Source organism: Streptomyces sp. NRRL B-1140, from assembly GCF_001280065.1.
GTDB lineage: Bacteria > Actinomycetota > Actinomycetes > Streptomycetales > Streptomycetaceae > Streptomyces.
The window spans coordinates 123,435-135,166 of sequence record NZ_LGEA01000096.1 but is presented as its reverse complement, the minus strand read 5'-3'; the positions used below and the strand labels follow the sequence as shown (position 1 = coordinate 135,166).

Annotated in this window: 12 protein-coding genes and 1 pseudogene; 11 read left to right on the top strand and 2 right to left on the bottom strand. The window is 69.7% G+C overall.

Annotated elements, in window-relative coordinates; translation table 11 throughout:
- The 7 genes and pseudogenes from ADK65_RS17870 to pssA form a co-directional block, all read left to right on the top strand.
- Nucleotides 1-267, top strand: a pseudogene (locus ADK65_RS17870) (crotonyl-CoA carboxylase/reductase); the annotation flags it as partial.
- A 17-nt stretch (nt 268-284) separates the two neighbouring features.
- The gene (locus ADK65_RS17865) at nt 285-2,312 is read left to right on the top strand and encodes a protein meaA (RefSeq protein ID WP_053671164.1); all 2,028 of its coding nucleotides are present in this window, start codon (nt 285-287) and stop codon (nt 2,310-2,312) included.
- Complete coding sequence (locus ADK65_RS17860) at nt 2,309-3,268, top strand: HpcH/HpaI aldolase/citrate lyase family protein (protein ID WP_053671163.1); 960 nt, start codon at nt 2,309-2,311, stop codon at nt 3,266-3,268. Before ADK65_RS17865 ends, ADK65_RS17860 begins: the two co-directional genes overlap by 4 nt.
- 5 nt (nt 3,269-3,273) lie before the next feature.
- A complete protein-coding gene (locus tag ADK65_RS17855; protein ID WP_030843910.1) occupies nt 3,274-3,786 on the top strand; it encodes a MaoC family dehydratase in 513 nt (170 codons plus the stop codon).
- A 2-nt stretch (nt 3,787-3,788) separates the two neighbouring features.
- The gene (locus tag ADK65_RS17850) at nt 3,789-4,994 is read left to right on the top strand and encodes an acyl-CoA dehydrogenase family protein (RefSeq protein ID WP_053671162.1); all 1,206 of its coding nucleotides are present in this window, start codon (nt 3,789-3,791) and stop codon (nt 4,992-4,994) included.
- A gap of 170 nt (nt 4,995-5,164) precedes the next feature.
- A complete protein-coding gene (locus ADK65_RS17845) occupies nt 5,165-5,821 on the top strand; it encodes a phosphatidylserine decarboxylase (protein ID WP_053671161.1) in 657 nt (218 codons plus the stop codon).
- 58 nt (nt 5,822-5,879) lie between these two features.
- On the top strand, nt 5,880-6,662 hold the full coding sequence (gene pssA / locus ADK65_RS17840; RefSeq protein ID WP_053671175.1) for a CDP-diacylglycerol--serine O-phosphatidyltransferase: 783 nt from the start codon (nt 5,880-5,882) through the stop codon (nt 6,660-6,662).
- A 72-nt stretch (nt 6,663-6,734) separates the two neighbouring features.
- Here pssA and ADK65_RS17835 read toward each other — a convergent pair whose 3' ends face one another.
- Nucleotides 6,735-7,853, bottom strand: coding sequence for a glycerate kinase (locus ADK65_RS17835; protein WP_053671174.1), 1,119 nt, complete (start codon nt 7,851-7,853; stop codon nt 6,735-6,737).
- Between the two features lie 249 nt (nt 7,854-8,102).
- Between ADK65_RS17835 and ADK65_RS17830 the strand changes: the two genes are divergently transcribed.
- From ADK65_RS17830 to ADK65_RS17815, 4 genes are all read left to right on the top strand, one after another.
- Complete coding sequence (locus ADK65_RS17830) at nt 8,103-9,176, top strand: ADP-ribosylglycohydrolase family protein (RefSeq protein ID WP_053671160.1); 1,074 nt, start codon at nt 8,103-8,105, stop codon at nt 9,174-9,176.
- 284 nt (nt 9,177-9,460) lie between these two features.
- Nucleotides 9,461-9,916 carry a hypothetical protein gene (locus tag ADK65_RS17825; protein ID WP_053671159.1) on the top strand — a complete coding sequence of 152 codons (456 nt, stop codon included), beginning with the start codon at nt 9,461-9,463 and terminating at the stop codon, nt 9,914-9,916.
- Nucleotides 9,917-9,944: 28 nt separating this feature from the next.
- A complete protein-coding gene (locus ADK65_RS17820) occupies nt 9,945-10,439 on the top strand; it encodes an NUDIX domain-containing protein (RefSeq protein ID WP_053671158.1) in 495 nt (164 codons plus the stop codon).
- A gap of 80 nt (nt 10,440-10,519) precedes the next feature.
- Entirely contained in the window at nt 10,520-11,251 is a 732-nt protein-coding gene (locus ADK65_RS17815; protein WP_053671157.1) for an SIR2 family NAD-dependent protein deacylase, read from the top strand.
- Here ADK65_RS17815 and ADK65_RS17810 read toward each other — a convergent pair.
- Nucleotides 11,248-11,730: a methylated-DNA--[protein]-cysteine S-methyltransferase gene (locus tag ADK65_RS17810; protein WP_053671156.1), complete on the bottom strand. Its 483-nt coding sequence runs from the start codon at nt 11,728-11,730 to the stop codon at nt 11,248-11,250. The genes ADK65_RS17815 and ADK65_RS17810 overlap by 4 nt on opposite strands.
- Between the last annotated feature and the right edge of the window lie 2 nt (nt 11,731-11,732).

The window sequence follows — 11,732 nt, the reverse complement described above, 5'->3', positions numbered from 1 at the left end:
CTCAAGCGGATCATCGGCTCGCACTTCGCCAACTACCGCGAGGCCTGGGAGGCCAACCGCCTCATCGCCAAGGGCAAGATCCACCCGACCCTGTCGAAGGTGTACTCCCTGGAAGACACCGGCCAGGCCGCGTTCGACGTGCACCGCAACCTCCACCAGGGCAAGGTCGGCGTGCTGTGCATGTCCCCCGAGGAGGGCCTGGGCGTGCGCGACCAGGAGAAGCGAGCCCAGCACATCGACGCCATCAACCGCTTCCGCAACATCTGAGACGTACGGGGGCACAGATGACTGAGCGTCAGAAGGACCGGCCGTGGTTGATGCGCACCTATGCCGGTCACTCCACGGCCGAGGCGTCCAACGAGCTGTACCGGCGCAACCTCGCCAAGGGCCAGACGGGTCTGTCGGTGGCGTTCGACCTGCCGACGCAGACCGGCTACGACTCCGACCACATCCTCGCCCGCGGCGAGGTCGGCCGGGTCGGCGTGCCGATCGCGCACGTCGGTGACATGCGCCGGCTGTTCCAGGACATCCCCCTGGAGCAGATGAACACCTCGATGACGATCAACGCCACCGCCATGTGGCTGCTGGCGCTCTACCAGGTCGTCGCCGAGGAGCAGGGTGCGGACATCACCAAGCTCCAGGGCACGACCCAGAACGACATCGTCAAGGAGTACCTGTCCCGCGGGACGCACGTCTTCCCGCCGGGGCCGAGCCTGCGCCTGACGACGGACATGATCGCGTACACGGTCTCCCACATCCCGAAGTGGAACCCGATCAACATCTGCAGCTACCACCTGCAGGAGGCGGGCGCCACACCGGTCCAGGAGATCGCGTACGCGATGTCCACCGCGATCGCCGTCCTCGACGCCGTGCGCGACTCCGGCCAGGTGCCGCAGGAGCGCATGGGCGATGTCGTGGCGCGCATCTCGTTCTTCGTGAACGCGGGCGTCCGCTTCATCGAGGAGATGTGCAAGATGCGGGCGTTCGGCCGCATCTGGGACCGCATCACCCGCGAGCGCTACGGCATCGAGAACCCCAAGCAGCGCCGCTTCCGCTACGGCGTCCAGGTCAACTCCCTGGGCCTGACGGAGGCGCAGCCGGAGAACAACGTCCAGCGGATCGTGCTGGAGATGCTGGCCGTCACCCTCTCCAAGGACGCCCGCGCGCGTGCCGTGCAGCTGCCCGCCTGGAACGAGGCCCTGGGCCTGCCCCGCCCCTGGGACCAGCAGTGGTCGCTGCGCATCCAGCAGGTGCTGGCGTACGAGAGCGATCTGCTGGAGTACGAGGACATCTTCGAGGGCTCGAAGGTGATCGAGGCGAAGGTGGAGCAGCTGGTCGAGGAGGCGTTCGCCGAGATCGAGCGCATCCAGGAGATGGGCGGCGCGATGGCGGCCGTCGAGTCCGGCTACCTCAAGTCGCAGCTGGTCGCCTCGCACGCCGAGCGCCGGGGCCGGATCGAGTCCGGCCAGGAGAAGATCATCGGTGTCAACGCCTTCGAGGGCACCGAGCCCAACCCGCTGACCGCCGACCTCGACACCGCGATCCAGACGGTGGACCCGGCGGTCGAGGCCCGGGTCATCGCCGGGCTGGAGCAGTGGCGCGACAGCCGCTACCAGCCGCCCTTCAACCACCCGCGGCCCTGCAAGGCCCTGGAGCGGCTGAAGGAGGCCGCGCGCGGCAACGAGAACCTCATGGAGGCCACCCTGGAGTGCGCCCGCGCCGGGGCGACGACCGGCGAGTGGGCCGGGGCGCTGCGCGAGGTGTTCGGCGAGTTCCGGGCGCCCACGGGTGTCTCCTCCGCTCCGGTGGCCGTGCCCGTCGAGGAAGGCAGCGCGCTCGACCTGGTCCGCCGCAAGGTGGACCTGACGGCCAAGGACCTGGGCGTCGGCAAGCTGCGCTTCCTGGTCGGCAAGCCGGGCCTGGACGGTCACTCCAACGGCGCCGAGCAGATCGCCGTCCGTGCGCGCGACGCCGGCTTCGAGGTGGTCTACCAGGGCATCCGGCTGACGCCGGAGCAGATCGTGGACGCGGCCCTGGCCGAGGACGTGCACGCGGTGGGCCTGTCGATCCTGTCCGGCTCGCACGCCCAGCTGGTCCCGGACGTCCTCGAACGGCTGCGTGTGGCCGGTGCCACAGATATACCCGTGATCGCCGGTGGCATCATCCCGAATGGTGACGCCGAGCAGCTCAGGGAAGCCGGAGTGGCCGCGGTCTTCACCCCGAAGGACTTCGACATCACCGGAATCATCGGCCGCATCGTCGACGAGATCCGCAAAGCGAACAAGCTCGACCCCCTGGAGGTCCCCGCATGACCGTCAACCGTCTGCGTCCCCGCCGCTCGTGTCTCGCGGTGCCGGGAAGCAACCCCCGCTTCCTGGAGAAGGCGCAGGGCCTCCCGGCGGACCAGGTCTTCCTCGACCTGGAGGACGCGTGCGCGCCGCTCGCCAAGCCCGAGGCGCGGCACACCATCGTCAAGTTCCTCAACGAGGGCGACTGGACGGGCAAGACGCGGGTCGTGCGCGTCAACGACTGGACGACGGAGTGGACGTACCGGGACGTCGTCACGGTCGTCGAGGGCGCCGGCCAGAACCTCGACTGCATCATGCTGCCGAAGGTGCAGACGGCCCAGCAGGTCGTCGCCCTGGACCTGCTGCTGACGCAGATCGAGAAGACGATGGGCTTCGAGGTCGGCAAGATCGGCATCGAGGCGCAGATCGAGAACGCGCAGGGCCTGAACAACGTCAACGAGATCGCGCAGGCCTCCCCGCGCGTCGAGACCATCATCTTCGGCCCGGCCGACTTCATGGCGTCCATCAACATGAAGTCGCTGGTCGTGGGCGAGCAGCCGCCCGGCTACCCGGCGGACGCCTACCACTACATCCTGATGAAGATCCTGATGGCCGCCCGCGCCAACAACCTCCAGGCGATCGACGGTCCCTACCTGCAGATCCGCAACATCGACGGCTACCGCGAGGTCGCCCAGCGCGCCGCCGCGCTCGGCTTCGACGGCAAGTGGGTGCTGCACCCGGGCCAGGTCGAGGCGTCCAACGAGATCTTCTCGCCGTCGCAGGAGGACTTCGACCACGCCGAGCTGATCCTGGACGCGTACGACTACTACACGTCCGAGGCGGGCGGCAAGAAGGGCTCGGCGATGCTCGGCGACGAGATGATCGACGAGGCCAGCCGCAAGATGGCCCTGGTCATCTCCGGCAAGGGCCGCGCCGCCGGTATGCAGCGCACCAGCAAGTTCGAGATCCCGGAGGGCTGAGCGCGATGCAGTTCGGGCGCACGTACGAGGAGTTCGAGGTCGGGGCGACGTACAAGCACTGGCCGGGAAAGACGGTCACGGAGTACGACGACCACCTGTTCTGTCTCCTCACCATGAACCACCACCCGCTCCACATGGACACGAACTATGCGGAGAAGACGACCGACTTCGGCAAGAACGTCGTCGTGGGCAACTACATCTACTCGCTGCTGCTCGGCATGTCCGTGCCGGACATCTCCGGAAAGGCCATCGCCAACCTGGAGATCGAGTCGCTCAAGCACGTGGCGCCGACCTTCCACGGCGACACGATCTACGGCCAGACGACCGTGCTCGACAAGTGGCCCTCGAAGTCGAAGAACGACCGCGGGATCGTCTACGTCGAGACCAAGGGCTACAAGCAGGACGGCACGCTGGTCTGTGTGTTCCGCCGCAAGGTGATGGTGCCGACCGAGACGTACATCAAGGAGCGCGGCGGCGAGCAGCCCGGCCGCCCCGAGCTCAGGGAGCAGGAGAAGTAGCCATGGCGCGACTCGCCCAGACCGCCGGTCTGACGGACGTCCAGCAGGAGATCCTGTCCACCGTCCGGGACTTCGTGGACAAGGAGATCATTCCGGTCGCCACGGAGCTGGAGCACCGCGACGAGTACCCGCAAGCGATCGTCGACGGGCTGAAGGAGTTGGGCCTGTTCGGCCTGATGATCCCGGAGGAGTACGGGGGTCTGGGCGAGTCGCTCCTCACCTACGCCCTCTGCGTCGAGGAGATCGCCCGCGGCTGGATGTCGGTCTCCGGCATCATCAACACCCACTTCATCGTGGCGTACATGCTCAAGCAGCACGGCACGCAGGAGCAGAAGGACCACTTCCTGCCGAGGATGGCCGCCGGCGACATCCGGGGCGCCTTCTCGATGTCGGAGCCGGGCCTGGGCTCGGATGTGTCGGCGATCACGTCGAAGGCGGTGAAGGACGGCGACGAGTACGTCCTCAACGGCCAGAAGATGTGGCTGACGAACGGCGGAACGTCGTCTCTGGTGGCCGTTCTGGTCAGAAGTGACGAAGGTCACGCCGAGGGCACCGCGCCCCACAAGTCGATGACGACCTTCCTGGTCGAGAAGGAGCCCGGTTTCGGCGAGGTGCGTCCCGGCCTCACCATCCCCGGCAAGATCGACAAGATGGGTTACAAGGGGGTCGACACCACCGAACTCATCATGGATGGCCTGCGGATTCCTGCGGATCGTGTGCTCGGCGGGGTCACCGGCCGTGGTTTCTACCAGATGATGGACGGGGTCGAGGTCGGCCGCGTGAACGTGGCGGCGCGTGGCTGCGGCGTCGCTCAGCGTGCGTTCGAGCTGGGCGTCCAGTACGCGCAGCAGCGCCACACCTTCGGCAAGCCGATCGCCCAGCACCAGGCGATCCAGTTCAAGCTGGCCGAGATGGCTACCAAGGTCGAGGCCGCCCATGCGATGATGGTGAACGCAGCACGCAAAAAGGACTCCGGGGAGCGAAACGACCTGGAGGCAGGGATGGCGAAGTACCTCGCCTCCGAGTACTGCAAGGAGGTCGTCGAAGACGCCTTCCGGATCCACGGCGGCTACGGCTTCTCCAAGGAGTACGAGATCGAGCGCCTCTACCGTGAGGCCCCGATGCTGCTCATCGGTGAAGGTACCGCCGAGATCCAGAAAATGATCATCGGCAGGCGGCTGCTCGAAGAGTATCGGTTCCAGGGCTAGATGTCCGGATACGGGGTGTTTTCTTGGAGAAGAAGATCACACCCCGTCAGCACTCTTCTGCCGCCGACTCGGCTGCCTGGCTTACCCAGTTACGGCCCCGAGCCGCTACGATCGCCGGAAAGCCGCCGTCCCCCGTCAGTGTGCGGCATCATCCGCTACGAAGGTCATCCATGCCCCACAGCCAAACCTCTGCACCTCGCGACAGCCGGGCCGGCGTACGCCTCGCGCGCGGAGCATCGCCGTGGCTCCTTCCGACCGTCGCCACCGCAGCCCTCAGCCTGGCACGGGCCCGGCGCTCCGGCGCCGCCAAGGCCGTCGCCGTTCCCGCCACCGCGCTCGCGGCGGGGATGCTGTGGTTCTTCCGCGACCCCGAGCGCGAGATCACCCAGGGCCGGGTCATCTCGCCCGCCGACGGTGTGGTGCAGAGCATCATGCCGTGGAAGGACGGCCGCACCCGCGTCGCGATCTTCATGAGCCCGCTCAACGTCCACGTCAACCGCGCGCCGCTGGCCGGCACGGTGACGTCGGTCGAGCACATCCCCGGTGGCTTCGTTCCCGCCTTCAACAAGGAGAGCGAGAACAACGAGCGTGTCGTCTGGCACTTCGACACCGAGCTCGGCGACATCGAGATGATCCAGATCGCCGGCGCGGTCGCCCGTCGCATCGTCCCGTACCTGCCCGAGGGCACGAAGGTCGAGCAGGGTGAGCGGATCGGTCTGATCCGCTTCGGTTCGCGGGTCGACCTCTACCTGCCCGAGGGCGTGGAGGTCGCGGTCGAGGTCGGTCAGAAGACCGTGGCGGGGGTGACTCGCATTGACCGTGATTGATCCTGACACCAAGGCCGGCTGGGTCCCGGAGTCCGACGGGGTCGACGAGGAAGAGGAGATGCCCCTCTCCCTTCGCCTGTCGATAGCGGACACCCTCACGCTCGGCAACGCCACATGCGGCTTCATGGCGGTGTACTTCACCACCACCGGCATCCTGATCCCGGACCTCATGGGCAGCCAGGAGTCCGGCATGGCCCGCAACAGCGCGGCCACGGCGGTCATCCTGATGCTGTGCGCGGCGGTCTTCGACCTGTTCGACGGCCTGGTGGCGCGCAAGCTGCGCTCCTCCCCCATGGGCGCCGAGCTGGACAACCTGTCCGACCTGATCAGCTTCGGCCTGGCGCCGGCGTACTTCGTCCTCGTCTACGGCATGGTGGCGGAGGGCGCGTACCAGCGGGTCGCGGCGGTCGGGGCGATCGTGGTGCTGCTGGCGGTGGTGCTGCGGCTTGCCCGGTTCTCGTGCGTCACGGTCAAGGACGGCACCTTCCAGGGCATGCCGTCACCGTTCGGCGCACTGACCGTCGTGTCCATCGTGTTGCTGGAGCTGCCCTTCGTGGCGACCCTTCTGGCGATCCTGGGGACGGCGTGGCTGATGGTGAGCCGCGTGGAGTACCCGAAGCCGCGGGGCCGGCTCGCCGTGGCGATGCTGTCGTGGATCGTGCTGGGCATGGGCATGATGGCCGCCTGGGCGTTCGACGCGCCGAGCGGCCAGCTGCTGCTCCAGACGGGCTGCGCGCTCCAGCTGGTCATGGGGGCGGTGATCCCGCTGTTCGCGACGGCTCGGCGGGTGAACAACTTCCGGGACAACCGCCGCGAGGCGCGGGCGGCGCAGCTGCCGTAGTGCAGTGACATGACATGGCTGGGGCCCCGGACCGGGATACGGTTCGGGGCCCCTTGCCTGTGCGGAGGGGGATCAGGTCAGGAAGTCCCGCGCGATCCGCTCCGCCACCCGCTCCAGGATCGGGCCCGCTTGCGCGATGCACTTCGCGACGTCCGGTTCCGCGTCCGTCAGGGGGTAGGCCCGGCGGATACCGGCGCGGCCGAGAGTCTGGGGCGGCAGGGCCAGGCGGCCGCAGACCGCCACGACGTCCTTGTCCGCGGCCCGGGCCGCCGCGGCCACGCCCGCCGGGGCCTTGCCGTGCAGGGTCTGCTCGTCGAGGGAGCCCTCGCCGGTGATGACCAGGTCGGCGCGCTCCAGAGCCGGGGCGAAGCCCAGGACGTCGAGCATGACCTCGATCCCGGGACGGAACCGGGCGCCCAGCAGCAGGGCACCGAAGCCGATGCCACCCGCCGCGCCCGCACCCGGCGATGCCGCGTACTCGGCGGCCTGGGCACCGGCCGGCCCCTGGAGCACCTCGGCGAAGTGCGCGAGGGCGGTGTCCAGCGCCGCCACGTCGCCGGATGAGGCGCCCTTCTGCGGGCCGTAGACCGCGGCGGCGCCCTTCGGGCCGGTCAGCGGGTTGTCGACGTCGCTCGCGAGGACCAGCTCGATCTCGGCGAGGCGCGGGTCGAGTCCCGAGAGGTCGGCGGTGACCAGCCGGGCGAGTCCACCGCCGCCCGGGGGCACCGGCTCCCCGTCGGCGTCCAGGAACCGGGCGCCCAGCGCCGACAGCATCCCGGCGCCACCGTCGGTGGTGGCGCTGCCGCCGACCCCGAAGACGATCGTGCGGGCACCCGCGTCCAGCGCGGCCCGCAGCAGCTCACCGGATCCGTGGGTGGATGCCGTGAGCGGGGCGAAGACCCCGGCGGGCAGTCGTTGCAGCCCGCTCGCCTCGGCCATCTCGACGACGGCGGTGCCCTCGCGCAGTGCGAAGGCCGCCGTCACCTCGTCGCCGAGGGGGCCGGCGACCCGTACCTCCCGGCGCTCGAAACCGGCCGCGACGGCCGCGGCCACGGTCCCGTCGCCGCCGTCGGCCACGGGCAGCGCCTCGACCTCGAGGTCCGGCAGGACATGGCGCAACCCGGCCGTCACCCGCTCGGCGACCTCCACGGCCGTCAGCGACCCCTTGAACTTGTCCGCGGCGACGAGCACCCGCCGTGCCTTCCGGGTGCCGCTCACTGCAGCGTCCGCCACTTGCACTCCCCTTGCTCTCCGGGCCCTCACGCACGTCAGGGCCAGTCGCGCCGCTGCGACCTTAACCGGCACAACCCCCGCCCGTCAGCCTTTGCCCAACCCATGGACCGACGCGTCGGGGGCGTGGGGAACTGCGCGAACAGCCACCGGGGACCGGCAGCCCCGAACGCGCCGCAAGCCCCCTCCCGAAACGGGTAGACCACAACCATGACCCTCGTTGACACCGCAACGGCGCTCTCCGACCGCATCCTCGGCGGCTGGACCGGCCGCATCGCGGGAAACATGCTCGGCAAGCCGGTCGAGCAGGGGGAGGTGTGGACCCGCGACCGCATCGACCGCTACCTCGGACAGGCCGCGGCCCTGCCGCTGACCGACTACCTGCCCGAGCCGGTCAGCGAACACGACGGCTTCGCGCTCCGCCCCGAGTGGCGCAGCTGCGTCCGCGGCCGCATCCACGGCAGCTGCCGTGACGACGACGTCGACTACGCGATCCTCGGCCTCGACCTGCTGGAGACCCACGGCTTCGGCTTCACCACCGAGCAGGTCGGCGAGCTGTGGCTGCTGCGGCTGCCGTACCTGCAGACGTTCACCGCCGAGCGGGCCGCGTACCGCAATCTGGCGAGCGGGCTCAAGCCGCCGCTGACGGCGACCTACGACAACCCCTACCAGGAGTGGATCGGCGCCCTCATCCGGGCCGACGTCTTCGGCTGGACCTGCCCGGGCGTCCCGCGCCGCGCCGCGCTGCTCGCCCGGCGGGACGCGGTGCTGTCGCACACCGGCAACGGGGTGTACGGCGCCATGTGGGCGGCGGCGCTGATCTCGGCGGCGTTCACGGCGCCCACCGTGCGGCACGCCGTCGAGGAGGCCCTGGCCGTGATCCCGGCGAGCAGCCGGCTCGCCCGCGCGGTACGCCGCGTGGCCGCTCTGCACGACACCCGGATGTCCTGGGAGGACACGCTCAGCACGCTCGCCGAGGAGACCGCCGGGATGGGCTGGATCCATTCCGTGCCGAACGCGGCCGTCCTCACCGCCGGCCTGCTCTACGGCGACGGCGACTTCACCCGGACCATCACGCTCACCGTCCGCGGCGGCCTGGACACCGACTCCAACGGCGCGACCGCGGGTTCGGTGGCCGGCGTGTTCGGCGGGGCCGCGGCCATCCCGGACCAGTGGAAGGCGCCGCTGGAGGACACGGTCCGCAGCGCGGTGTTCGGCTTCGACGGGGTACGGATCAGCGAGCTGGCGGAGCGGACGCTGCGGCTGGCGGAACCGGAGGCCTGACCGGATCGAACCGGCCGATCCCGGGAGCGTGCGTGGGTCGGCCTCTCCTTCCGCTTCGAGGCCCGGGCCTCATGACCGCTCAGAATCGGACAGCACCTCGGAGATCAGTAGGCCGTTCCGCTTGGAAAGCTTCCCTCCGGCTGATTCCGGCCACTCGATCACGAGCCGACGATGTCGATCAAACCCGATCGTAAAGTGATCTGACCATCGGATCTTCCGATCGTTTCCAGTCACTCGCCCCGCGCCCGCACACCCCCGCGCCTGACAGAAAGCGTCTGCTTGTCATGTCTCGTCTCAGAACCGCTGTCCGCGCCGCCGCTTCCGTGTCCGTTCTGACCGCCGCCGTCCTCACCGCCCCCCAGGCCGTCGCCGCCGAGCAGCCCGCGCCCGTGGCCGCGGCGGCCAACGTGTGCGGTACCGGTTACACCCTGCGCAAGGCGATCCCGCTGCCCCTCGGCACCGACCCCGGCGAGCGTCTGGCCACCCTCTTCGCCTACGAGAACGGCGGCAAGGGCTGCGTCATCCTCGACAACAACGTCGGCCGGTCCCGGTACATGTTCGTGCAGGTCTGCAAGGTCGGCGGCACCTCGTGCGACAAGAACTCGGGCAATTTCAGCGAGTACGCGGGACCGGTGTACGTCTCCGGCTTCGCCTGCGCCCCGGTGACCGCCAAGATGGGCACCTCGTCCAGCAGCCTCTACATCGACTACAAGTCCGACTACGTCTTCCCCTGCGGCTGATCCGGCGCCCGGTGGTTACCCTGCACCGATGACCACCTCTCCTGACTACGCCGCCTACATCGCGTCCCTGCCCCGCGTCCTGGCCGGTGCCGCCGCGCTGTTCCGGGACGACGCGGGCCGTGTGCTGCTCGTCGAGCCCAACTACCGGGAGGGCTGGACACTGCCCGGCGGCACCGTCGAATCCGACGACGGCGAGACCCCGCGGCAGGGCGCGCGGCGCGAGACGGCCGAGGAGATCGGCCTCGACCGTGAGCTCGGCCGGCTGCTGACGGTGGACTGGGTGCAGGGCGCGGGACGTCCGCCGCTGGTGGCCTACGTGTACGACGGCGGGGTGCTGAGCGAGGACGACTTCACAGCGATCCGCCTCCAGGAGGAGGAGCTGCTGTCCTGGCGGCTGGTGGCGCGCGAGAAGCTGACCGAGTACCTGTCAGGCGCCCACAGCGGCCGCGTCCTGGCCGCCCTCGACGTCCTGGCGGACGGGTCGGGGACGGCGGAGCTGGAGAACGGCAGGCGGGTGTACTGACAGCACGGGCCGCTCACCCCTCGTCGCCCCGTTCGATATCCGCTCGCCGCCGCCCCGTGGACCGGCCTACCCTCGGCGACATGGCCAAACCCCTTGTCGCCCTGCTCACCGGTGCCGGCATCAGCACGGATTCGGGGATCCCGGACTACCGCGGGCCGAACGGGCTGTGGCGGCGCGACCCCGAGGCCGAGAAGCTCGTCACGTACGAGTACTACATGGCCGATGCCGAGATCCGCCGCCGGTCCTGGCTGATGCGGCGCGAGACGGGGGCGCTGCGGGCCGAGCCCAACGCCGCGCACCGGGCGGTCGCGGAGCTGGAGCGGTCCGGGGTGCCGGTACGGGTGATCACACAGAACGTGGACGGGCTGCACCAGCTCGCCGGGATACCCGCCCGCAAGGTGCTCGAACTGCACGGCACGGCACGGAAGGTCGTGTGCACCGGCTGCCTCGCCCGCGGCCCGATGGCGGACGCGCTCGCCCGGGTGGAGGCGGGCGAGGACGATCCGCCGTGCCTCCGGTGCGGCGGGATCCTGAAGCCTGCCACGGTGATGTTCGGCGAGCGGCTCGACCCGGTCGTCCTCGGCGAGGCGGCCGCCGTCAGCAAAGCCTGTGACGTGTTCGTCGCCGTCGGATCGAGCCTTCAGGTGCAGCCCGCGGCCGGTCTCGCCGGTGTCGCCGCCGACCACGGTGCCCGTCTGGTCATCGTCAACGCCGAACCGACCCCGTACGACGACCGTGCCGAGGAGATCGTCCGCGACCCTATCGGCACGGCGCTGCCGAAGCTGCTGCGTGCCCTGGGTGCCGCCGCTTAGAACAGTGCCGCCCCGCGTTCGAAGTCCAGCAGGCGCTGCTTGCGTTCCAGGCCGCCGCCGTACCCGGTCAGGCTGCCGTTCGCGCCGATGACGCGGTGACAGGGGACGATGATGCCGACGGGGTTGCGGCCGTTGGCGAGGCCGACCGCGCGGGAGGCGGCGGGGGCGCCGAGGGCGCCGGCGAGCTCGCCGTAGGTGCGGGTCTCGCCATAGGGGATGCGGCACAGCTGGTCCCAGACGGTGCGCTGGAACGGGGTTCCGTTCAGGCGCAGGGGGACCGTGAACTCCGTGAGGTCGCCGGCGAAGTAGGCCTTCAGCTGCTCCTGTGCCTCCGCGAAGAGGGTGTCGTCGCGGGTGCCGAAGGTCTCCTGTGCCGGGCGGTGGCGTTGGTCGGTCATGTACAGGCCGCACAGGACGCCGTCGTCGGCGACGAGGGTGAGGGGGCCGTACGGGCTGTCGGTCACGGTGTACTGCTTCATCG

Bases quoted from the DNA above. Each gene is read 5' to 3' on its own strand.
- ADK65_RS17865 (WP_053671164.1), top strand. From the start codon at position 285: ATGACTGAGCGTCAGAAGGACCGGCCGTGGTTGATGCGCACCTATGCC.
- ADK65_RS17860 (WP_053671163.1), top strand. From the start codon at position 2,309: ATGACCGTCAACCGTCTGCGTCCCCGCCGCTCGTGTCTCGCGGTGCCG.
- ADK65_RS17855 (WP_030843910.1), top strand. From the start codon at position 3,274: ATGCAGTTCGGGCGCACGTACGAGGAGTTCGAGGTCGGGGCGACGTAC.
- ADK65_RS17850 (WP_053671162.1), top strand. From the start codon at position 3,789: ATGGCGCGACTCGCCCAGACCGCCGGTCTGACGGACGTCCAGCAGGAG.
- ADK65_RS17845 (WP_053671161.1), top strand. From the start codon at position 5,165: ATGCCCCACAGCCAAACCTCTGCACCTCGCGACAGCCGGGCCGGCGTA.
- pssA (WP_053671175.1), top strand. From the start codon at position 5,880: ATGCCCCTCTCCCTTCGCCTGTCGATAGCGGACACCCTCACGCTCGGC.
- ADK65_RS17830 (WP_053671160.1), top strand. From the start codon at position 8,103: ATGACCCTCGTTGACACCGCAACGGCGCTCTCCGACCGCATCCTCGGC.
- ADK65_RS17825 (WP_053671159.1), top strand. From the start codon at position 9,461: ATGTCTCGTCTCAGAACCGCTGTCCGCGCCGCCGCTTCCGTGTCCGTT.
- ADK65_RS17820 (WP_053671158.1), top strand. From the start codon at position 9,945: ATGACCACCTCTCCTGACTACGCCGCCTACATCGCGTCCCTGCCCCGC.
- ADK65_RS17815 (WP_053671157.1), top strand. From the start codon at position 10,520: ATGGCCAAACCCCTTGTCGCCCTGCTCACCGGTGCCGGCATCAGCACG.
- ADK65_RS17810 (WP_053671156.1), bottom strand. From the start codon at position 11,730: ATGAAGCAGTACACCGTGACCGACAGCCCGTACGGCCCCCTCACCCTC.